Annotated in this window: 21 protein-coding genes and 1 pseudogene; 3 read left to right on the plus strand and 19 right to left on the minus strand. The window is 65.1% G+C overall.

Annotation, left to right across the window (positions count from 1 at the left end; all coding sequences use genetic code 11):
• Positions 1–324 precede the first annotated feature (324 nt).
• The 7 genes from EWE75_RS21150 to EWE75_RS21180 form a co-directional block, all read right to left on the minus strand.
• Positions 325–1,728 (minus strand): aldehyde dehydrogenase family protein, encoded by a 1,404-nt coding sequence (locus EWE75_RS21150; RefSeq protein WP_130160082.1) that lies wholly within the window; start codon positions 1,726–1,728, stop codon positions 325–327.
• 1 nt (position 1,729) lies between these two features.
• Positions 1,730–2,824 (minus strand): NAD(P)-dependent alcohol dehydrogenase, encoded by a 1,095-nt coding sequence (locus EWE75_RS21155; protein ID WP_130160083.1) that lies wholly within the window; start codon positions 2,822–2,824, stop codon positions 1,730–1,732.
• 1 nt (position 2,825) lies between these two features.
• The gene (locus EWE75_RS21160; RefSeq protein ID WP_130160084.1) at positions 2,826–5,471 is read right to left on the minus strand and encodes a TonB-dependent receptor; all 2,646 of its coding nucleotides are present in this window, start codon (positions 5,469–5,471) and stop codon (positions 2,826–2,828) included.
• A 119-nt stretch (positions 5,472–5,590) separates the two neighbouring features.
• Entirely contained in the window at positions 5,591–6,526 is a 936-nt protein-coding gene (locus EWE75_RS21165; RefSeq protein WP_165388474.1) for a helix-turn-helix domain-containing protein, read from the minus strand.
• A gap of 530 nt (positions 6,527–7,056) precedes the next feature.
• On the minus strand, positions 7,057–7,182 hold the full coding sequence (locus tag EWE75_RS26325) for a helix-turn-helix domain-containing protein (protein ID WP_427915807.1): 126 nt from the start codon (positions 7,180–7,182) through the stop codon (positions 7,057–7,059).
• Between the two features lie 366 nt (positions 7,183–7,548).
• Positions 7,549–8,274 carry a DUF3142 domain-containing protein gene (locus EWE75_RS21175; protein ID WP_231708490.1) on the minus strand — a complete coding sequence of 242 codons (726 nt, stop codon included), beginning with the start codon at positions 8,272–8,274 and terminating at the stop codon, positions 7,549–7,551.
• 19 nt (positions 8,275–8,293) lie between these two features.
• A complete protein-coding gene (locus tag EWE75_RS21180) occupies positions 8,294–10,258 on the minus strand; it encodes a PA5441 family protein (protein ID WP_486669383.1) in 1,965 nt (654 codons plus the stop codon).
• On the opposite strand from EWE75_RS21180, the gene EWE75_RS21185 reads away from it, so the two are divergent.
• Complete coding sequence (locus EWE75_RS21185) at positions 10,143–10,376, plus strand: hypothetical protein (RefSeq protein WP_130160087.1); 234 nt, start codon at positions 10,143–10,145, stop codon at positions 10,374–10,376. The genes EWE75_RS21180 and EWE75_RS21185 overlap by 116 nt on opposite strands.
• 152 nt (positions 10,377–10,528) lie before the next feature.
• Here EWE75_RS21185 and rlxS read toward each other — a convergent pair whose 3' ends face one another.
• The 6 genes from rlxS to EWE75_RS21215 all read right to left on the minus strand — a co-directional run bounded on the left by rlxS (position 10,529) and on the right by EWE75_RS21215 (position 15,224).
• On the minus strand, positions 10,529–12,505 hold the full coding sequence (rlxS, locus tag EWE75_RS21190; RefSeq protein WP_130160088.1) for a relaxase/mobilization nuclease RlxS: 1,977 nt from the start codon (positions 12,503–12,505) through the stop codon (positions 10,529–10,531).
• A 273-nt stretch (positions 12,506–12,778) separates the two neighbouring features.
• Positions 12,779–13,147 carry a hypothetical protein gene (locus EWE75_RS21195; RefSeq protein ID WP_130160089.1) on the minus strand — a complete coding sequence of 123 codons (369 nt, stop codon included), beginning with the start codon at positions 13,145–13,147 and terminating at the stop codon, positions 12,779–12,781.
• Positions 13,148–13,353: 206 nt separating this feature from the next.
• Positions 13,354–13,962, minus strand: coding sequence for a lytic transglycosylase domain-containing protein (locus EWE75_RS21200; RefSeq protein WP_130160090.1), 609 nt, complete (start codon positions 13,960–13,962; stop codon positions 13,354–13,356).
• Positions 13,950–14,534 (minus strand): S26 family signal peptidase, encoded by a 585-nt coding sequence (locus EWE75_RS21205; RefSeq protein ID WP_231708491.1) that lies wholly within the window; start codon positions 14,532–14,534, stop codon positions 13,950–13,952. Before EWE75_RS21205 ends, EWE75_RS21200 begins: the two co-directional genes overlap by 13 nt.
• Positions 14,521–14,760 (minus strand): helix-turn-helix domain-containing protein, encoded by a 240-nt coding sequence (locus EWE75_RS21210; RefSeq protein WP_130160091.1) that lies wholly within the window; start codon positions 14,758–14,760, stop codon positions 14,521–14,523. Before EWE75_RS21210 ends, EWE75_RS21205 begins: the two co-directional genes overlap by 14 nt.
• A 164-nt stretch (positions 14,761–14,924) precedes the next feature.
• Positions 14,925–15,224, minus strand: coding sequence for a DUF736 domain-containing protein (locus EWE75_RS21215; protein ID WP_130160092.1), 300 nt, complete (start codon positions 15,222–15,224; stop codon positions 14,925–14,927).
• A 352-nt stretch (positions 15,225–15,576) separates the two neighbouring features.
• Between EWE75_RS21215 and EWE75_RS21220 the strand changes: the two genes are divergently transcribed.
• Both EWE75_RS21220 and EWE75_RS21225 read left to right on the plus strand, forming a co-directional pair.
• Complete coding sequence (locus tag EWE75_RS21220; protein WP_130160093.1) at positions 15,577–16,056, plus strand: YbaK/EbsC family protein; 480 nt, start codon at positions 15,577–15,579, stop codon at positions 16,054–16,056.
• 5 nt (positions 16,057–16,061) lie between these two features.
• On the plus strand, positions 16,062–16,472 hold the full coding sequence (locus EWE75_RS21225) for an NUDIX hydrolase (protein WP_130160094.1): 411 nt from the start codon (positions 16,062–16,064) through the stop codon (positions 16,470–16,472).
• Between the two features lie 19 nt (positions 16,473–16,491).
• Here EWE75_RS21225 and EWE75_RS21230 read toward each other — a convergent pair whose 3' ends face one another.
• The 6 genes and pseudogenes from EWE75_RS21230 to EWE75_RS21260 form a co-directional block, all read right to left on the minus strand.
• Positions 16,492–16,857: an NIPSNAP family protein gene (locus tag EWE75_RS21230; RefSeq protein WP_130160095.1), complete on the minus strand. Its 366-nt coding sequence runs from the start codon at positions 16,855–16,857 to the stop codon at positions 16,492–16,494.
• 150 nt (positions 16,858–17,007) lie between these two features.
• Positions 17,008–18,786, minus strand: coding sequence for a ParB/RepB/Spo0J family partition protein (locus tag EWE75_RS21235; RefSeq protein WP_130160096.1), 1,779 nt, complete (start codon positions 18,784–18,786; stop codon positions 17,008–17,010).
• 130 nt (positions 18,787–18,916) lie between these two features.
• Positions 18,917–19,363, minus strand: a complete 447-nt coding sequence (locus EWE75_RS21240; RefSeq protein WP_130160097.1) for a DUF2958 domain-containing protein — start codon at positions 19,361–19,363, stop codon at positions 18,917–18,919.
• A pseudogene (locus EWE75_RS21245) lies at positions 19,360–19,710 on the minus strand (zincin-like metallopeptidase domain-containing protein); the annotation flags it as partial. The pseudogene EWE75_RS21245 and the gene EWE75_RS21240, both read right to left, overlap by 4 nt.
• A 290-nt stretch (positions 19,711–20,000) precedes the next feature.
• Positions 20,001–20,474 (minus strand): hypothetical protein, encoded by a 474-nt coding sequence (locus tag EWE75_RS21255; protein ID WP_130160098.1) that lies wholly within the window; start codon positions 20,472–20,474, stop codon positions 20,001–20,003.
• 508 nt (positions 20,475–20,982) lie between these two features.
• Positions 20,983–21,276: a hypothetical protein gene (locus EWE75_RS21260; RefSeq protein ID WP_130160099.1), complete on the minus strand. Its 294-nt coding sequence runs from the start codon at positions 21,274–21,276 to the stop codon at positions 20,983–20,985.
• Positions 21,277–21,439: the final 163 nt, after the last annotated feature.

A 21,439-nucleotide genomic window follows, 5' to 3' on the forward strand; every position in this document is an offset into this window, starting at 1 on the left:
TGCGCAAGCAGCAGTTCGTTCTTCTCGCCTTCGGTCAGAACATGAAGCGGGGGTGGCGCCATCCGAAGCTTGAATCACCCACCGCCGCTCCGCGCAAGCCCCTTTGGCCAACCACCTGAGCAGTTACCCTCAGCCCCCTAGATCGCCTCGCGGTCACCCAGCGCATGACATGGGCCTATCTGCGTTCCACGCTGTATCCCGGCGACCCGTCATGGGTGAAGGCGTGCAAGGCGTTAAATCGCGAAGCGAGCAACATCGGCCAAGTTGACTACTAGGGGCGCCGTGCGAACCGACTGAACGGGTCGGGCGTTCTTGATGCGATGCTCAAAGCGCGACGTTGACCACCCGCGCCTGCGTGAACTCCTCCAGCCCAGCTAGTCCCTGCTGGCGGCCGATGCCCGACTGCTTGGCGCCCCCGAACGCTACGTCGAAGGGCAGATCCAGATGGCGGTTGACCCAGATCGTGCCGCTGTCGATGCGGCGTGCCACGTCCTCACCACGAGCCGGGTCGGCGGTCCACACTGTGCCGCCCAACCCGTAGTCGCTGGCATTGATCCGCTCGATCGCTTCGTCCAGCGTGTCGTAGGAGAGGATGGGAAGCACCGGGCCGAACTGCTCCTCGCGCACCAGCGACGCCGCATCGCCGATATCCCGCACGATGGTCGGCGCGATGAAGTAGCCGTCGCGCTCGATCGCGGCGCCGCCGGCGATAACTCGGCCTGAGCCGCGCGCGTCGGCGAGATAGCCGAGCAGCTTGTCATATTGCGCGCGGTTCTGCACCGGGCCGATCTGCGTCCCCCGCTCAAGCCCGTCGCCGACGACCGCCGCTGCGGCCAGCGCCGCCAGCGCCGCGCACAGCGGCTCGTAGAGCGATGCCGGCGCATAGACCCGCTTCGCCGCCAGGCAGACCTGTCCTGCGTTGAGCATCGCCGCGGCGAAGATCGCCGGTGCGACGGTGGCGACATCGGCATCGTCGAGCACAAGCGCCGCGTCGTTCCCGCCCAGTTCGAGCGTCGAGCGCGCGAGCCGGTCGGCGGTCGCGACCAGCACCTTCTTGCCCGTCGCGGTCGAGCCGGTGAAGCTGACATGCGCAACGCCTGCGTGCGCGGCGAGTGCGGCGCCGAGATCGTTCGCGTCGGTTATCGTCTGGAACACGCCTGCGGGCAGGATCGACGCCGCAACCTCGCCGAGCAGCAGGGTCGTGAGCGGGGTTGTCGGCGCCGGCTTGGCGATGACGGTGTTGCCGGTAACGAGCGCCGGTGCCACCTTCAGCATCAGCAGGATCATCGGAAAGTTCCACGGCGTGATTGCGGCAACGACACCAAGCGGCGCACGATATTCGGTGATACGCTCGATATCGGTCGCACGGATCACGTGTGGTTCGAGCGTCTGCGTCGCGAAATAGCGCAACGCCGCGATCGTCCCGCCGATCTCGTGTGCGGCCTGCGCCAACGGCTTGCCCTGTTCGAGCGTCAGCAGCCCCGCGAAATCGTCGAACCGCTCCGCCATCGCATCCGCGAACGCCTCCAGCCGTTCGCGCCGGGCCGGATAGCCGAGCGCCGCCCAGGCGGGGAACGCGTGCCGGGCCGCCGCGACGGCCCGGTCGAGCTGCGCCCGGTCGGCGCACGGCGCGGTGGCGAAGGCCCGCGCGGTTGCGGGGTTGACCACGTCCATCGTCGCGGCGCCGGCTTCCAGCGCGCCGTCGATCAGCAGTTGATATTCGGTCATGTCAGATCATCCTAACGACGGGTTTGACGACGCGACCGCTCTCGCCGGCGGCGATCGCATCCTCGATCGCGTCGAGGGGGAAGAATTCGATCAGCGTCTCGATGGGGAAGCGGCCCGATCGCCAATGGTCGATCATCACCGGGATCGTCGTTTGCGGATCGGACGATCCTTCGACGATGCCGATGATGCGACGGCCGGCGCTCATCACATGCGCGGCATCGAACCGGATCATCGTGTCGGGCGCGAAGGCGGCGAGCAGGCCAATCCGGCCGCGCGGCCCGAGCACGCCGATGCCCTGCTCGACCAGCGGCGCGTGGCCGGTGGTGTCGAGGACATGGTCGAAACCGGCGATGCCGAACTGGTCCAGCGTCCGGCCATCGGCGACGTGCCCCTCGGTCGCGCCGAGGTCTCGCGCCAGCGCGATCCGCTCGGGCGAGCGATCGACCGCGACGATCCGGCTCGCGCCAGCGATCCGCGCTGCCATCACCGCCGCCAGCCCGACCGCGCCGGTGCCCAGGATCGCGATCGAATCGCCCTCCCGCACGCCGAGCGCATTCCACACCGCGCCCGCACCAGTCAGGAAGCCACATCCCATTGGCCCCATCATCTCGATCGGCAGATCGGCATCCACCTTCACGACATTGCGCGCCGAGACGATCGCATGAGTCGCGAACGAGGACTGGCCGAAAACGTGGCTGTGGACATCGCCGCCGTCCGGCCCGTGCAATGCCGTAGAGCCGTCGGCGCGCCTCGCCAGGAAGTTGAGCGGCACGAACTGATGGCAATAGGCCGGCTGATGATCGACGCAGCAGCGGCACGCGCCGCAACTCGCGAAGCTCAGCACCACCGCGTCGCCGGGGGCCAGCCCCTCGACGGCGCTGCCCACCGCGACGACATGGCCGGCGCCCTCATGCCCAAGCACCACCGGCCGGGGCACCGGCAGCAGCCCGTCGCGCATCACCATGTCGGTATGGCACACCCCGGTCGCGACGATTTTCACCAAGACTTCGCCGGCGTGCGGATCGTCGATCGTCAGCGCTTCGATAGCGGTTCGCCCGCCGTCGCGCGTGACGGCTGCCCGGATCGCATGTGGCATGTCAGAAACTCACGCCAAGGCGGACATACCATTCGGCGGGCCGGCTATAGGTGCCGAAGAACACCCCGTCGCTGATGTTCTCGTTGCCCGTCGTCAGATAGCGGTTGCCGGTGATGTTGGTGCCGCCGGCAGTGAGCGTCCACTTCCCGCCCGGCTCGCGATACGCGACGCTCGCGTTGAAGATGTCGATGGTGGGGCGGCGCAGCACGTACGTGCGCTGCGCATCGTTCCACACGCTGGTCGCGTGGGTCCAGTCGGCGAGCAGGATCATGGTGGCGCCGTTACCGAGATGCGCTTCGTACCGCGGGCTGACGTTGATCTTCCACTTCGGGGTCTTGGGCAAATCCGCACCCACGAAGGTGCCCGCCTGGAACGCATTGGGCGCGCTGACCGCAACGACGCCCGGCAATACCGAAGTATAGCGCGCGTCGATGAAGCCGACCGAGGCGTTGACGACCAGACCGCGCGCCGGCGCCACCACCGCCTCCAGCTCGACACCGCGAATGCGGGCGTCGCCGGCGTTGCGGATCGTCGGCGAGGTGCCTTGCTGGAAATTGAGCTGAATGCCCTGATAATCGGTGGTGAAGGCGGCGGCGTTCAGTTGCAGCTTACGATCGAGGAACTGCGACTTGATGCCGATTTCCCACGTCGTCGCCTTTTCGGGGCCGAACGGCTGCGCGGTGGGTTGCGGGTTGGTCAGGCGCGTCGTCCAGCCGCCGGTCTTATAGCCCTTCGACCAGCTCGCATACGCCATCACCCGATCGATCGGGTAGAGCTGGACGCCAACCTTGGGCGAGAAGTTCTCGAAGCTCTGCGTGTTGACGCCCGGCGCATAGACGCGGATCGGGTTGGCCGGATCGGGATATCCGGTGCCCTGCTGGCACGTCACGGGAGCAAGCGGAAACGGCCCGTTCGGGGTGATGTTGCCCTGCGCATCGCTACACCCGAACAGCTTGTAGTTGAAACCGTTCAAATCCTGCTGGCCGCCCTCGAACTGTTTGTCCTCGCGGGTGTAACGGCCGCCCAGCGTAACGCCGAACAGCGGGATCGGGCGATAGTCGATCTGCCCGAAGCCGGCATAATTCTGCGTCTCCAAAGCGTTGGGGCCATCGACCTGGAGCAGCCCTTCCGCGAACGTGACATAGTCGTGCAGGCCGCCCTTCTCCTTGAAGTAATAGCCGCCCAGCACATAATGCAGCTTGTCGTCGAACAAAGTGCCGAGCAGTTGCACCTCCTGGCTGAACTGCCACTGGTGCATCGCGAAACTGAGCTGAAGGAAGTTGAGCGGCGAGCCGTCACCATCCACGCCCGAGCGCCAGTCGAGCTGGCGATAGGCTGTGATCGACTTCAGCGTCGTGTTCGGCGCCGGGTTCCATTCCACCGTTCCCGAGAAGCCATAGCTCGTCATCCGCGAGAAGTCGTTGCCGGTGGCGTAGCTGGTGTCCTTGTTGCCGGTCAGGAACCGGTTGTCATACGGCAGCAGATTGTTGTTGGGATTGCCGTCGACGTTGACGCCCGCGATCGGTTGCTGGTGCAGCGCCGTGTTGTACTGGGTGCCGCGAACGCCGCACAGCGCCTGAGCGTTTCGCGCCGCGATCTGCGCGGTGTTCGCGCCGATGCAGAAATTGTACAGGCCGGCGAACAGAAAGCCGGTCGTGCCGGTCGGGTCGAACGCCGTACCCGGCAGATTGGCCGTGCCCGCGAAATTGCCGGGAACGTTGCCCGCCGTGCCGAGCAGCGTGTTGGCGAGTCCGGTCGAATTCTCACGTGTGTAATCGCCCGCCAGAGTCACCGTGACATGGTCGCCCTTCCACTTCAGCTTGCCGCGCAGGTTCCAATTGTTGTCGCCGCCCTCGTCGGTCGGCGACGAATAGCCCGATGACGGGAAGCCCGTATAGCTCGCGCTGTTCGCGGCAAGCGGATCGGTATAAGGAATCCGTTTCATATAGCCGGTGCGCGTCTTCACGCCGAAGGTCAGCGCGGCGGCGAGATCGTCGGTGATCGGCAGATCGGCGGTCCCGCGCGCCTGTAGCAGGTCGTAGCTGCCGGTCGTCACGTCGGCCTTTACGCGAAACGTGTCGCCGGGATCGCGCGTCACCACCGAGATCGCGCCGCCGATCGTGTTGCGCCCGAACAGCGTGCCTTGCGGTCCTTTAAGCACCTCGACCCGCTCGACATCGAGCAGATCCTGGTTCGCCCCGACCGAGCGGGCGAGATAGACGCCGTCGACATAGATGCCCACACCCGGATCGATGTTGAACGCGAAATCGTCCGATCCGATGCCCCGGATATAGGCCGACAGCACCGACGGCGATCCCGAGAACGGTGTTCCGGCGTCGAGATTGACGTTGGGTGCCAGGCCGGACAATTGCGCGATGCTGCCGACGCCGCGTTCCTGCAGCGCGTTCGCGGTGAAGGCGCTGATCGCGATCGGCACCGACTGGACGTTCTCCGATCGCTTCTGCGCGGTGACGACGATGTCGGGAACGCCGCCGGTCTCGGCAGGCCGAGCCGCAGCCTCGGCGGTCGCCGCTTGCGGGTTCGCCGGGTCGCCGCCCGGTTGGGTTTGCGGCTGAATTCGGGCGTGAACGGCGGTAGCGGCGCAAAGCGCGATGATGCTGACCGCCGCACGAGTGACGTGACGCATTGTTTCCTCCCCAGGAGTCCGTGACAGCCGTGTTCGGCTTGACCGGATCTATGGGGCAAGACGCGGGGTCCGTATTGAACGGACGGCGGGTTCCGATTGAACGCCTGTGCGCCTGCCGGTCAGCCGTCCGCGCGGTGGCGCGAGAACGTGCCGGGTGGAACGCCGAACCGCGCCTTGAAGCGGCGACTGAAATGCGCCGCGTCGGCGAAGCCGAGTTCATAGGCGAGATCGGTCATCGACTGGGTCGACGGCGAGTCCTTCAATCGCTGCGCAGCGATGCTCAACCGCCGATCGATGATGTAGGCGGTTGGCGTCGTCGCCAGATCGGCGAACACCCCCTGAACCTCCCGGGGTGGCAGCGACAATGCCCGCGCGATCTGCCCGGTTCTCATCGAGCTGTCGGCGAGGTTGGCGTCGACATAGCCCAGTACGCGGCGTCGCGCGTTGCTCCACTCGGCGACCTCCTGCGGCCCGACATGGCCGAAGCAGCGGCCGATGAGATGGCCGACCGTCATACCGAGCGCGTCGGTCTCCTCGGGGTCGATCGTCTCCGGCCAATGCTGGCGGAAAATCGAGCCGAGAAAGTCGCGCAACAGCCCGGCGGAGGGCGCGCGATGATCGACGACCAGCGCCGGTGCGGTCGTCCGCTCGCGAAACGCGGACAGCGGAAAGTCGATCACGAACATCTCGTTGCGCTCGGAAATCTGGAGCTCGTACGGCTCGTCGACCGCGCAATAGGTGAGGTCGCCCGCCACCAGCGCGGCTGAGCGCCCACGCTGAACGGTGGTGCTGAACCCCGAATGCTGGAGGTGGATCTTGCCGCGATCCGTGGCGGCGGGCGGGCGGGGACCGCTCCAGCGGCGGATCGTGGCCCGATCCGACCGGGCGACCGACACGACGATGTCACCGAGCCGGCAGGTCTCCCATTCGGCGGCAAGGTCTCGCTCGCCGTCGATCACGATCCCGGGGAAGATGCCCGATACGCGCTCGTTCCAATAGTCGAGCCGTTCGTCCGCTGGCTGGCTGCGGGTCGACATCCTGGTGGTGAGCGCCATTGCTCCAGATCCTATCCTCATCTCGTCGTCTGCGCGCGATCCTTGAGGCTTAGGCCCACGGTGCGGGGCCGGCAAGCGCACATACCCCGCGACAGCGGCCCGGCCCGTCACCGGCAGGGACGCCTCCTCCTTTGACCTGCCGAGCAGAACCCAACTCCCACGCCGGACACATCGATCTGGCGAAGGCTATTCGGTATCCTGCAACAGCCGGTCTTCGTACTCTTTTCGGATCACCTCTGAGTGCCTGCCATATCTAAGGAAGCTCTGGCCATGTGGCCTTGCGGTGGGATTGATGTTGTGATTCCGTTCCTGTGTAGGGGCCGGGTGATGCAGGGTCGTTTTTTGGGGATTGGGATCACTCGTCCGCGGGAGCCGACGCTCTGGAAAAAGAGAAAGCGGACGCAGTCTCACGCAAGACCGGGGCGGAAGCTATCGATCGCGGTTTCTCAAAAGTCAGCATTTTTGACGAGCGCCGGCACCGGCTCACCCAACTGTAGATATCAGAGCGAAATGGCACGTCCTTGTCAGCGCTATTTGTCACCCGGCGCGACCCGGCCGCCAGCGGGAAAATAGCGGTAGAAGGTCGAAACGGACACGCCGATCGCCTCTGCCACGTCCTGCGGCCGATCGCCGGCAGCGAGCAATTTGACCGCCACGTCCCGCTTGCGAGGCGTCAGGACGGATTTGCGCCCGCCACCTCCGCCGGTCTTCCGGCGCGCCGCCAGTCCCGCTAAAGTCCGCTCTCGGATCAGCTCACGCTCCATCTCCGCAATTGAGCCACGTTCCTGATGCGCGGTTTGGAAGGTGAGAGCCGAGTTCAGTCTGGCGGCGCTCGCCTATAATCTCAGGCTAGCCATCACCGTCATCGGCGTGCCGCGACTGATCCGGGAGATGCACGCCCGATCCAAGCCTGCAAAGTCGCCGCCGTAAAGCGCGGATGATCCTTGTGGGGCTGCTTTGGTACCGCCACCGTGGCGGAACCGAAAATGTCGCCGTCGCCCATCATATCCGACAAGACCTCGTCAGGATGAGGCCTGTCGCCGAGTTTCCGCGCGGTCTGGATTGAGAAGGAAGACGACATAGCCCTGGAAGCGGGGATTTGCGGCCAGGCCCGGCGGCGGTGTCCACTCGCCGCCCTGCAGAATGCCGATGCGGAAAGGAATTTTCAGGCGGCCAAGTTTCGCGAGGTAGGTGCGATACCCCGGGATGACGTGCCGGCCTTGGTAGATCTGCAGGACCACCTCGTCCACGACGCCCGCGAGCCTCTCGAGACCTTCCGGGTCACCGTTGGCGCTCCAGTCGAGAAGGCCGGTGATCCCGAGTTTGTAATGCGGCGGAAGCCGATCCCGCAGAGTCTTCAGGAACGCCGCATAGCTGGAAAGATGGCGTGTTTTTGCGTCGAAATCGATCTGGACGCCGGTCACCCGGTTCCCAGCCCGCTGCCAGCGTTCGAGCGCCGCAAGCAACTGCGCATCGATTTGCGGGGTCCAGGCCAGTGTCTCCACGCGCAGCACCATCCATACGTCCGCGTGGCTGATGCGCGGGACGGCGGGCCGTTGTGCCACCATTCGCGCGACATCGCCCCCGACGACCGCGCCCTGAAGCAGATAGATCCGGCTGGCGTGAGCGAGGGCCGGCTGGGGCCGGACGCCAGCCCAAAGCCAGAACGCATCATACCGGTTCGCATCGACCCGTGCACCGAGCATCGTCTGCGGCGGGGCCGCCGACAGCAACAGCAGCGGTAGCACCCGGTACCATCCCAGGCCCTTACCAATAATATCGCAGCTCCTGCGCCCAGGACGAATTCGGATATTCGCGTTTGAGGCGCTGGAACCAGCCCTTGCGGGTTTCCGGCTCCACCCCCTTTCCGCCACAGGAATTGGTCCGCCCCGGCGCATAGCAATTGACCGCGCGGAACAGGGCATACGCCTTGTCCTCGGGCGAGGCTTTGGATGAGGCCAACACCGCCTGATAGGCGTCCAGACGCGAATACGGTGCGCCCGTGAACTGCGAAGGCGTACCGCCAAGGTCGTCAGCGGAAGGCTGGCTGTCGAGGAAGAACCCGTCGAAGCCGTTCGCGCGGACGAACTCGCCGACGCAGATCATGGCCTTGGCATCGTTCGCGCTGGTGGCGAGACGGCGCTGGGTCTCCAGCAGCGGGGGGCAGCCATAATCGCCCAGGTTTTTGCCCTTGGTGAAGAGGGCCGTGGGCAGGTGTTCAGACGACTGGATATCGTAGGAATTCGCTTCGCTCGGCGCGCTGGCGGGGATGAGGCGCACATCGTTGAGAAAGTCGCGGTGCGAACCCCGGGTGGCTTCCTTGTAGAGCAAGGTGAACAACGCGATGCTGCGCTCGTGGTCGGGCGCGCTTGCGGCCTGCGCCTGTTGGCGTAGCAGCGTCGCGTCGGCGACATTGACGAGCAGGATCTCGCGGATCTCGGGTGTCTGTATCGGGGAACCGGGTGCGAAGACGCGTGCGAGGGCGTGGTCGCGTTCCTCGTGCATCGCCAGGGCGAGTTCGACAACAGGCCGCTGACCAGGGCGTTTGGCGCCGGCCAGAAGATCGATCCAGAAGCCGCGAGCGTTGCGGTCGCCCTTGGCGTCGAGCGCCATACCGCGCAGCATCTGGCGGCTGAACGCGAGATACGTGAAATCCGTCTGGTGCGAAGCGTCCGGGACGAGCGGCAAGACCTCCGCCGGCTGGGCCGCGACATAGGAGTCGTGGAGGGCGAGAAGGTAGCCGAACAGCTCGGGCTTGCTGGCGAATTTCGGGCGCTGCGCCTCAAGCGCTGCGCGGGTGATGGGAGCGCAGCAGGGCTCACCGTCATATCCCTTGCCGCGCATATGCATGAGGTCGACCACGGCAAGAAGGTTCGGATCACGTAGCGTATCCGCCGTGGCGGTGGACAGCAGCTTGGCATCGATCTCCTGTGCCAGCGTCATCGCGTCGATACCGCGCTGCGCCTCCGGCAACGCCATCAGCGCAGTATATTCCGCCTCGAGCTTCGCATGGTCCTGGCCAAGCCAATACACGCGCCGGAGCAGCCCGCGGGCGGAGAAGAAATAGCCGCCTTTGGGATAGGCCCTCATATAGCCGCGCAACGCCGTCTCCGCGTCGGCGAGGAGATTGGGCGCGATCTTCGTCCCTTCCTTGGGCGAGCCATATTCGTCGTAATAATCGACTTGCGCGCGGTTCACCGCGACGCGGCCGAGCATGTAGCGCGCCGTCTCGCGCAGCCACGGATCGCGAGCAGAGCCGAGCGCGGTGAAGCGCGCGGTCGCGCCGTCATAGTCGGCCGCATAAAATGCCGCCGCGGCGTCGATATAAATGGCAAAGGCCTTGCCGGCAGCGGATTTGATCGCGCGCGCCGTGGCGGCACTTGCGGCGTCGACTGTGCCGTTCTGCGTGCAGGTCGGCTGAAGGCCGCGCCGGATGGCGATCAGGGTGGCGCGTTCCTGTTCAGATATCTTGAGGTTGGCGCGAAGCGCGGCCTCGAAACTTGCGGTTGCCACCACATTGCTTCGGCAGCGCGAACCTTCACCATCGGAATAAAAGGGGCTGCCGCCGTCCGCAGATGACGGTGCGAGCGAGGTGATATCGAGGAAGACCGAAGGCTTGGCCGGGATGGACGGGGGCGGTGCGCCGGGCAAATCCGCCAGCAGCAACATCAGATTGATCCGGCTGTCGTTGCGCGGGCTGATCATCGCGGTGTCGTCGCACCCACTGTGCATCGCGGCGTTGAGCTTCCAGGAAGGCGCGCAGCCGACGTCGCCGCTCGCCCATGCGGGGATCGACCAGAACGCACCCGCGCAGACCAACAAGAAAAGGGCTATTCTGGCCATGACGTGAGTCTCGTAAATATTTATGTGGTGGCGTATTACCGACGCGTGCGGGGAATTCCGGCATTCCGATAGCCACAAAAATTGGTTTTGTTTAGCATCTGCGGAAAGTGTCCGTCCTCCACGGAGCGGACGACAACAGCCATGCGGCAAGCGAGACCATCACGAAATCTCGGGTCCGGCGCGCTCGCGGCCGAAACGCCAGCTTACCCCGTCGCCGCGCACGATTCCGGCGACGGGACGACCGATCTGGCGATCGAGCACGGGTCGCCACGGCACCAGCGTGAATTCCCGGCTCTTCTCAACCAGCGCGAACCGGCCGCTGGCGAGATCCACGCGGCGCACCAACCGCCCCTCGATCGCCTCCCCGGCGCGCGCTTCGACGAACGGCTTGCCCAACTCCCCAGCCAGTTCATCGCCGGCACGCAGTAGCTCGCGTCGCTGGAGCATCATGATAGCGTTGGCGCGAAGCCGAATGCCATCGCCATCGATATCGGCAAGCTGCTGCTCGACCAGCCATTGTCGTCGGCCCGCCATCGCCGCCCGGACCTCGCGCCCAAAGCCGGCGTCCCAGATGGGCAGCGGGGCGTGTGACGCCAACTCGCGATCGATCCAGGTTGCCGCGTCGGCGTCTCGAAGCTGATCGAGCGGCTGCGTCGATAGGGTCTCCACGGCGACCGGCTGGTCGCGATGACGGCGCGCCTCATAGGCGGCCGCGCGATCGATATGGTCTGTCGCGATAATCCAGCTTCCGTCGGGCTCGCGTGCGACGCCGGCACCCGCCCGCCGCATCGCCTCAAGCCGCCGTACATGGGTTTCGGCGAATGCCTGGGTTGCTGAACGGTCATGCCGCAAATGCAGGTCGATCGAATACCGACCGCCGTTCGCGCCCGCGACCTCGGCGACAACACGATCGACGTCCCGGACCTCGAGGCTTCGCGCCGACACCCGAACGATTGCGCCCTCCGCGATCGGTGCGATGGCGTCGGCGCGCCCGATATCGATATAATGGGCATGACCATCGACGCCATCGACCAGCAGGTAATGGCGGTCTCGGTGCTCGTCAGCGAGGCCGCGCGCGATCAGCCGACCGACTACCGGCGCCGGATCCGTTCCTCCGGCTCCGAACAGGCTCCGTCCGATCCAAGGCCGCTCGAGATTCCGGGCGGTCAGTTCGCGCTGCATGGTGCGGATGATGTCGCCCCGCTCGCCAAGCGTACGCAGCGTCCCCTCCAGATTTTCGGCGAGCTGCCAGCGGCCACTGCCGACATCCTCGGCGAGGTCCATGCTCGCCAGCTTCTGCAATCGCCCGGCCCGAAGCGATTGCTGGAAGGGATCGCGATCGGCGGATGTGACCAGGCGATCGGCATCCATCGATCGGATCAGACTCCGGTCGATCGCCGTCAGCCGCTCCGCGCCGATGTCGTGGCGAAGCCGCGCCTCGATTTCTTGGGGCGTACGCGGCCCGAGATCGAGCGTCACCAGCTCGGTCGCGCGTTCGCGAATGCCATGCGCAATATACTCGCGGGCGATGATCAGATTCTGACCGGTATCATCGACGCCGCGCAGCATGATGTGGGTGTGGGGATGGGCGGTGTTGAAGTGGTCTACCGCGACCCAGTCCAGACGCGTGCCGAGGTCGGCTTCCATCTGCGTCATCAGCCGGCGCACGAACGGCTTGAGGTCGGGATACTCCGCGCCATCCTCGGCCGAGACGATGAAACGGAACTGATGGCGGTCGCCGTCGCAACGCTCAAGGAACGCCTTGCCATCGGCGGTGTCGCGGTCGGCCGAGTACAGCTCGCCCGGCGCGCCCTCACGGGTGACGCCGTCGCGCTGGATATACCGGAGATGGGCACGCGCGGCGGGCATGCCCTTGCTGCCGATGCGGACCAGGCGCGTCTTCACCATCGCGCGTCGCGCGCGCATGCCGCCGAACCGGTCGCGGCTGGAAAGGAGGCGTCCCATGCTGGCGCCACGACCTATGCGGCTGCCGTCGAACCGACGGCTTTTGATCGCCGCTTTCTCGGCCGAGCGGATCGCCGCGCCAACGACACGACCGAGATAGCGTCGCGCGCGTTTGCCCCCTTGTTGGCGTTGCCGACCGAGCCGTGGCGTGAAGTCTTCGTCGTCGCTCATCGCGGGCCACCGTCGCAGCCGCAAATCTCGCGAATTCGCGCCAAGAGCGGCGGATTTTCGCCATTCCTCGTGAGCATGTCTCGTGGCGCTCGCGGCGTGTCTCCAGGAAAAACGATGTGCAGACAATCCCTTGGCAATGCTCGCGAGACAGTGCCTTTCTCTTGCTTTCGCTTTTCCGCTTCCTCCCGACCCTCTCCCTTTCCTCGGCTCAAAACAAAAGCCGGGACACGATGCCAATCCGGCACCGCATCCCGGCGCGAAATGTGTCCTTCCTCAGCCATCCGCGAACGCCGCCAATGCCTGCCGCCGTCGCCCGAATTCGCGTTTTCCGATCACGTCGCGTGCGTTGCCATCACCATCGACGACCATCACCGCGACGAACCAACGACCGTTCAACCGCCCGAAAATCCGCACCCGATCCAGCTCGATGACCTCTTCATCGGTGCCTTCGTAGGTGCCGATCCAGCGCTCCTGAACCCGGGCATCCCAGAGGAAATCTGCCTCCTCGGCCTTCAGGAACCGATGCGCCAGAGCCTCCCCGACAGCGTGGCCGAACTCGATTTCGAGTCCCGAAACCAGCGCCGCCATCACGCGATCTGACGCCACCGAAACAGGGTGAAACATGCCCATGATCATCTCCATCGTGTCTGCTCTCCCAAGCGAGAACAGCATCTCGGAGACGGTTGGCGGAGCGGCTGTCAGGGCCGCGCAGCGTAGCGGAGCGCCGCGAAGCGGACGTGGGGGGAACCGATTTTCGCAGAAAATTGGGGGGCACCCACGGGCCTTGAGAGCCGCTTCGGCAGCCGTCATGCTGGGCCTGTCGAGACGAGCCCCTCCACCGCCCGCGATCATGGCGCGACCTTCCGCACAGCGAACAGCAGGCCTGGTCCTTCGACTGGGATCGGCGGCGGTTGGTCACGATCGGCGAGGCGGCGCACGACGAACAGCGACGGTTGCGGTACGAGATGCGGCGGCGATGACCTTGTTTTCACGGCGTCCCCAACGGTGGCGAGATAGGCGACCGTCTCGGCGGGAAGCTGTCGGCGCCCCGCCAGAAAGGCGGCATAGGCGCCAGGACCCGCATTGTAGGCGCCGAACAGACCGGGATAGCCGAAACGATCGTACATCAGCCGGAGGAAGCACGTGCCGGCGAGGATATTGTCGCGCGGATCGTCGGAATCGGTGCCCAATCCAAGCCGCGCGCGCATCGCCGCCCATGTTGCCGGCATGAGCTGCATGAGGCCGATCGCGCCCGCGCGGCTCCGGATCGGGCGACCTTTCAGCAGCGTCAGGCCGCCGCTTTCCGCCCGCATCACCCGTTCGATCCAGCGCGTCGGAATACCGAACCGGGCCGATGCTTCCTCGATGATCGGTCGCCAGCGCTCGATCTCGTCGGCGTTGGCGGGGGTGCCGACGAGCAGCAAACTGGCCGCGAGCACCCGGGTCAGCGCGGCCATAGCAACCGCGCCTTGCCGACCACCAATCCACCTTCGGTCACACCGAAATAGCGCCCGTCGAACGATGCGGGACTATGGGCCATGAGAAGGAAAAGCTGGCGGCCGCGCAGCCGCACGCAGCCGTTCCATGCCGGCATGGGGCGTCCGCTGGCGTCGCTGGCGCGCCGTTCGGCCAGCCACTTTCCGTTGACGAAAATCTCATGGCCGAGTGCGCAGACCTCGTCGCCTGCCACCGCCGCGACGCGCTTCACCAAGGGCACATTGGCGGGGATGTAGCGCCGCTGCGCCGCCATCCTTCGCCAACGTTCGGGTACGCGCGCGATCACCATATCGCCGGGATCGACGGGTGTTCCCGGGGTCACGGCATAGAGACCTACGGGCGCGCTGGCGCTGGCATTCCAGACGAGGCGCGGGGCGGGCGGAAACGCCATCGTCAGCCCGAGCAGGGTGACGCCGATGCCGGTGGCTGCGAGGCGCCGGCCGAGGATTCGGCGACGGTGTTTGGCAGCGCGGAGCTGCTCGCCCCAGTCCAGCAGCGGCGTGGCGGGCCTGCGCATATCACGCTTCGCCATGATCGCCGCCTCCGACCGACTGGGCCTTCGACCATGCGTCGAGGTCGTCGATATGATATTGGACGAAGCGGCTGTGCCGACGGAATATCGGCCCCTTGCCGGCGCGGCGCAATCGCTTGAGCAGCCGGCTCGAGAACTTCAGATAGGCCGCCGCCTGGTCGGTGTTGAGGTACGGGGAACCGCGTTTAGCACGGTTCGCGCGGGAAATGTCGTCGTCGCTATCCATGATGCCTGTCCATGTCTGTGAGGGACGGCAAGCTGCCGTTCCCGACACCGGGCATGGCGGGCGGGACACCGGCTGCGGAGCGTCGAAAATCGCTGGTCCGGTTTTCGACACACCCGGTGGAGACACCGAAACCCCCGCGCGCGGTGGCGCGCGGGGGCCAGAGTTCAGCGCGACCAGATGAGCTTGTGCTCGCCGTCATCGCCCTGGCTGAGCGTCGCGTAGATCGGTGCGGGGAACGACGGATCGTCGAGCTTGAGGCTGAGATATTCCGCGCCGGTCTCGCGCGCCGCCCGGGTCCATGCTGCGCCGAACTCGACGCCGTTGGCGACGACCCGGTGGTCGGGCGACTTGTCATGGTCGCGTGCGCTGGGCCGGATGCTTGCCTTGACGCGGAGTGTGAGGGTGCGGATTTCGCCGGTGTAGATGCCGTTTTCGCTGCGGGTGAAGCTGCCGATCTGTGCCATGTGACGTCTCCTGATGCTTGTCTCGATGCCGCCCCATGCGGCCTCGATGGCAGTCGATCAGGCGATGCACGGGCGACGCGCACCTCCGCCCACCCCATCGCGAAGCGATGAGGTGGGCGTAGGCCGGAGCGCCAGCGAAGGACGGCCAAAGCCGACTTTCTTGTCGCGCGAGGAGCCCGTCAGGGCGGGGAAGAAAGTCGGCGACGCCGTTGCGCGGACAAGACCGGACAGCGCCAGATCTGCCATGAAGAGAGGCCACCCGGGCGGACACGATACGCATCGAAGATCACCGACACTCGGAAGCGACCTGGCGCATTGGGCATCACGCGTTTCTGGGCTATCGACAGCCCTGATGAGCCATGAATCCGTCTGCGCCGACCTCGCCGCACGTGCGCCCGATCTTCCGATCATCGTCGTCGAACAGAGCACGGCGACTGTGGCGGAAGCTGCCATTGCGCTGGGCGTCGCGCCCGGCCAGATCGCCAAGACCCTCGCGCTTCGGGTCAACGAGCAGGTCGTCCTGCTTGTGACGCGCGGCGATACGCGCCTCGACAATCGAAAGACCAAGGCAGCGCTTGGGGGGCGGCCACGGATGCTCGATCCCGGCGAAACGCTCGAGGTGACTGGTCATCCGGTCGGTGGTGTCTGTCCGTTCGGACTCCCGACGGCGCTCCCGATCTACTGCGATCAAAGCCTCAAGGACTTTGCCGTGGTCTATCCTGCGGCGGGCTCGCTCAACAGTTCGGTCGCCGTATCGCCTGATCGGCTGGCGGACGTCGTCGGGGGCAAATGGATCGATATCTGTCGCCTCCCCGAGCCGGCAATCGATTGAGCGCCATGAGGGAAGCCGCTTCCAGAACGATCCGCATCGCTGCAGCCTTGATCGACGAGGAGGCCGGTCGTGTGCTGCTCGTGAGAAAGACGGGCACGCGGTGGTTCATGCAGGCGGGTGGGAAGATTGAGGCAGGCGAGACCGCCTTGGCTGCGCTCCAGCGCGAATTGGCCGAGGATATCGGACTGGAGGTGTGCGCTCAAGATGTCCGGCACCTCGGGTGCTTTTCAGCGTCTGCTGCGAACGAACACAATATGATTGTCGAGGCGGAGCTCTTTCATATCCGCGTGCGGCACGCGCCCATGGCGCAGGCGGAGATTGCGGAAGCGATCTGGGTCAGCGCTGCGGACGCTGCCGGACTGCCGCTTGCACCGCTTACGCGCTACGTCGTCCTGCCCTTGGTGCGGACACTGTGACTGCACCCACGATCGGTCTTCACAGCCGGCCCGAGAGCGGCTGCAGGAAGACCCGCTCGTAGCTCTCGAAGGGCGGCTCGGCGAAGCGTTCGATGACGGCGGCGGCCTCGGGATCGAGCGGAAGCTCGGTCCGATATCGGCGATAAGCGGCGTCATTCGGGAAACCGTAAAGGGCGACGGCGACGTCCGCTTCACCGTGCTGACCCTTGCCCGGAAAGCTGATCGTCGTGTCGCTCGGGGCGGCACGTGGCATGAAGAAGCCGTAGTGGGTTCCGCCGAACCGCTCGATCAGCCGAATCCATGTGCGGCCATACTCCTCGAACTCGGCGCGCTTTCGCGGATCGAGTCGATATCGAACTTCGCAGACGATCGCTTCGGATTGCATCGGCCCTGTCCCCTCTCGAAAGGTGCGCGGTAGGATAGACGCGGTGGAAGGTGCAAAGCAAAAATCCGCGTGACCGAGCCGAGACGGCTCGGTCACGCGGCCGAATTTCGGGGCCGAACGGCGGGCGGGATTGCTCCCGCCCGCCTATCGTCATGCAGCCTGCGCGAACGGCTCCTGTCCGGCGTCGGGTTCCGCCTCTGAGGTCCGTGCCGCTTCGACCTTGGCATGGGCGGCGACGGTGCCGACACCACCGCGCGTCGTGTAGGCCGAGGCTGGGAAGACCAGCCATTTCGGCACCCAGCGCGCGACCTTGGTCCGCCCGTCCGCGCCATCGAGATGGTCGCGGACGATGCGCTTCAAGGTCTTGGTCTTCTCGCCGGCATTGGCGGCGGCGACGGTCTCGCCCGCCACGTCTGCGACGATTTGCGACAGCACCGCCTTGTCGCGGATCAGCTCGAACAAGACCGCATCGGCCTGCCACCAATCGGCCATGTCGACGCCGATCTGCGTTCCCACCGCGGCGACGGCGGCGCTGCCGCTCGCCAGCGTCTCGCCGATGACGACGGTGATGATCTCCATGACGATCGCGTCGGGAAGGTCGATCAGGCGCAGAAAGATGCCCACCACGCCATAGTCGTCGCCATTGCCGCCGGTGACGGTCGGCGCCTCGGGCGAGAAGCCGAGAAGGCCAAGCACCGCGCGGCGGCGCTCGTCGAATACCGTCTCGCCGCGACAGGTCTCCAAGCTTTCGCTGACCGCATCGTTGCGCGTCGCCTGCGGTTCGGGCGACACCCGCCACAGGTGCGAGCCGCCGATCGCGTGGGCGACCATCAGCCGCAAAGCGACGCCGGGCGCCCCAAGCAGCGCTGCGCGGACGGCGGCATGCCGGTGCAGGTCGAGATAGGTCTGCAGGGTCGATGTGACCTCGGGGCGCACAGGTTTCGCGGGTTCGGGGCCGTCGCCGCGCGCGGCGCGGCGGGCTTCCTTGGTGGAGATATAGCCCTCGTGGAAGATGACCTCGCCGGTCGAACGGACGTCGATATAGACGCGCCCGCCCTTGCGCTTGGCGGCTTTCTCATACTCCCAACTATGAAAATGCTCCGACGGGGAAACGATCACGACATCGCTCCAGCCTTGCGCCAGATAGGCGTCGCGCCGGGCCTCGATGGCGGCGTTCTGCGCGGTCCAGAACGCATCGGCATCGGCGAAATACCGGTCGTCGCCGAACAGATCGGCGATGGTCACACCCGTGAAGGTGTCGAGATCGAACACCGCGAAGCGGGACGGGATCGATTGCCCGCCGAACAGCCACGCCTTTAACTGGTGGCCGGTCGGGACATAGCTATCGGGATCGTCGAACAGCGCGAGCCAACTCCGCTGCTGGCTCTTGCTGGCGAGGGTGAGGTGGCAGACGGTGGCGCGGTCGATCTTCTCCGCCGCATAGAGGCTGCGGATGCGTGGCAGCAGATTGCCGAGCGCCAGCACGCGCGTGATGGTGAGGTCGGGAAGCCCGAAGGTTGCGGCGATGTCGGCGACATTGCGGCCTTCCTTGACCAGCCGGGTGAAGGTTTCCCATTGGGTGACCTCGTCGGCGTCGAGCCGGGCGAGGTTCTCGATCATCGACGCCTCGATCGCGGCGGCGTCATCGGTTTCGGCGAGGATGCGGCACGGCAGCGGCTCGGCCTCTGCGGCGTCGCCTTCAGCCAGGCGACGCTCTTCGGCGACGATTCGCGCGGCATGGAAGCGCCGCGCGCCCGCGACAATCTCGAAATGGCCATCCTCACCATTGGGGCGCACCAGCAGCGTCTGGATGACGCCGCGCTTGCGCACGGTTGGCAGCAGGTCGGACACGTCGGGCGCCTTTTTGCTGTAGCGCATATTGGTCTTGCTGACGGACAGCTTGTCAGGCGAGAGGAAAACGAGTGTCATGATCGGACTCCTTGTGAGGGCCGGTCGCGTCGTTCGTGCAAAGTCTGGCGCGGCCGGTTTTCGGGATGGCGGCGAAGCGCGCCGCCCGCGCGTCAGGGTTCCCATCAAAGTCGTACTTTGATGGGAACCCTCATCCGCCGTCCGGCTCGCCGGGATCGTGCGGAAGCTCGGGGGCCGTGCCGGGCGTCGATCCGCTTCGGGCGGCACGGCGCAGCAGGGTTTGTGCCGATAGAATCGAACCGGCGCGGCGCGCGCATTCGGTCCAGACGGACAGTGGAAAGGTGGTCTCGAACGTCAGGTCGCGCTCTACGCCCAAGCCCAAGGGCATCCGCACGGCGGCGATCTCGGACAGGCTGAAAGTGCCGAGTTCGGGGCAGCCGCAGCCAAGGTCGGCGAGTCCGAACAGGGTGTTGTCGTCTTCCGCCAGTTCGGTCGCCAGCCATGTCGCCGCGCCTAGAGGCGAGAACAATTTGACCACGGGCGACGGGTCGAAGCGCTGGCCCGTCTTATCATACGCGCGGCGGAAAACGTCATTCTCGCGGAGCGCCAAACGAAGCTCGGGGGTCAAGAGGATCATGCCGCGATCCTTCCATCTGCCTGCGCCGCCTGCGCCTCGGCTCCTCTACCTAGCTCGGGACAGGCTCGCCGCGCGAGCAGCCAGTCAGCGGCTTTGGTGGCGGCGCTCGCGGCGCGGAAAATGGCACGATTGTCCTCGCGCAGCAGCTCCAGCCACGAACCGATATAGTCGGCATGGCGGACAGTCGGCACGATGCCGAGCGCGGCGCACAGGAAGGCCGATCCCATTTCGGCGATGAGTTCCTCGCGGGCATACTCCTTGCTGCCGAAACCGTTGGTCAGGTCGCGGCCCAGCCGCTTGGCGTGGCCCGTCGCGTGGCCTTTATGCCGATATCGGCATAAGACCCATTATGCCGAGCGCCGGATTATGCCGCATGGCCTTTTTGAGCGGGAAATCCCCGTCGATCAGCCATGCGACGGGTCGGCATAATCAGAGGGCTTCGACATAAGCTGTTGTGTCGATTTGGTGGCTGCCTGCGTCCTGAATTCCTGTTTCCGGGAAACGACTACCCGCCCGGAGACGCACAGCGGCCATTGCGCATTAGATATATGCATCACGGAACCCGGCAGATTTCTGCCGGTCCCGCCAGGATGCAAAACTTGTGAGTTTTGCATCATGACCGCGTAGCAGCGTGTCGTTACGGCGATACACTCTCGATATTACGATCGACTAGACCTTGAAGCCGGCGTGCGGCGGGGGTGATGCACGACCAATCAGCGGGAGCGATCAAACGCTGCGCACCAGCGCGGATCATGATTACAGGAACCGGTGCGTTGGTGATGACCATGTCTTGCCATCGATGCTTGCGGCTTTCGCAGTCGGGGTAGCCCACGCCCTCGCGCAGCGCAGTGTCGAATGCAGAGCGGATCGCAGCAAGCCGAGGCGTGGGAACCGTGCCGCTAAGATCCTTGGGTTGGGGAAGATGAATGGGCCAAACGGTCCCAGCCGGCGTCACAATCCGGTATCCGCCACTCGCAAGGTCAAGGGTAAGACGGCGCGGCGGCGTGAATTCGGACAGTTCGACATCGATTTCAAGCGTGCGGGGCGACGAGCCATCGGTGGCCGATGGGCCTTCAAGGGCGAGTAATAAGGCGAGGATCGAAAGAAGCACGGGCCATCTCTCCGCAGGGTCATGTTACCGCAGACGATGTCACCGATGGCTAAATGCGTCCAGATTTGTTGAGCCTAATTAAGTGGTTGTTCCAACCAATCGCTTGCCCTGCCGATCTGATGCAAAACTTTTGATTTTTGCATCGGGAACGACCGGGTTTGGGTGGAGAGCGGACATTCAGCGGGTGCTGAAAATCTCCTCATGACTCCGCCCTTGGTGGATGACATGGTATCGGAGTGACCGGCAAACGCATCATTGCCATTTTCGTCTATGTGGCTTTCACCGCTACCTGCGTTGTGTTGCTCGGCTTGCTCTGGGTATCGGTCAACCTCCTAAGCTTTCCATGCGACAGCCCTGAAGACCCGAGGCCCTGTGCCCAAGTGGTGCCGTGGTTTTTCGCAACGCGCGGCGTCCTTCCCATCGGTAGCATCTGGGCTTTGATGACGTGGGCAACATTCCGGCGTCCGAATAGGAAGTAGCGTCGCCGTCGAACATCTGAGGCTGGTGGTTAGTTGCCGTTCGGCTCGATGCGGCTCAATTGCACAAATCTCGCTGCGGCTAAGGTCAGAAAGAGCAAACATGTGAGGTATCCGACCGCCAGCACTTCACTCGGAACAAAACCACGCAGCGGCTCCGTCAACAACAGGATCGGTGAAGTATACGCTGCCATGATCCACCAGCCCAAATTGCCATCATACTGCCAATCCAAGGCGCTGCTTAGAAACATGGCCAGCGGAACGGACCAAAGATAACCTACAAGCCACACCAGTATCATCGTGCGTCGTGGTAGCTTACCGATCATGTGAAACTATGAGCATTATACGCGAATGTCCGCAAGTGTGAAGGATATCGGATGCCGGCAGGCGAACGATATTCTCCAAAGCAGGAAGCCGCGGGCCGCAGGTGTTGACCTATGGGGATTTCGGCTTTCGTGCTGTCGTGCCGCGGTCGCATCGGCGTGCGGG

Origin of the sequence: Sphingomonas populi (assembly GCF_004208535.1) — a bacterium.
Taxonomy (GTDB): domain Bacteria; phylum Pseudomonadota; class Alphaproteobacteria; order Sphingomonadales; family Sphingomonadaceae; genus Sphingomonas; species Sphingomonas populi.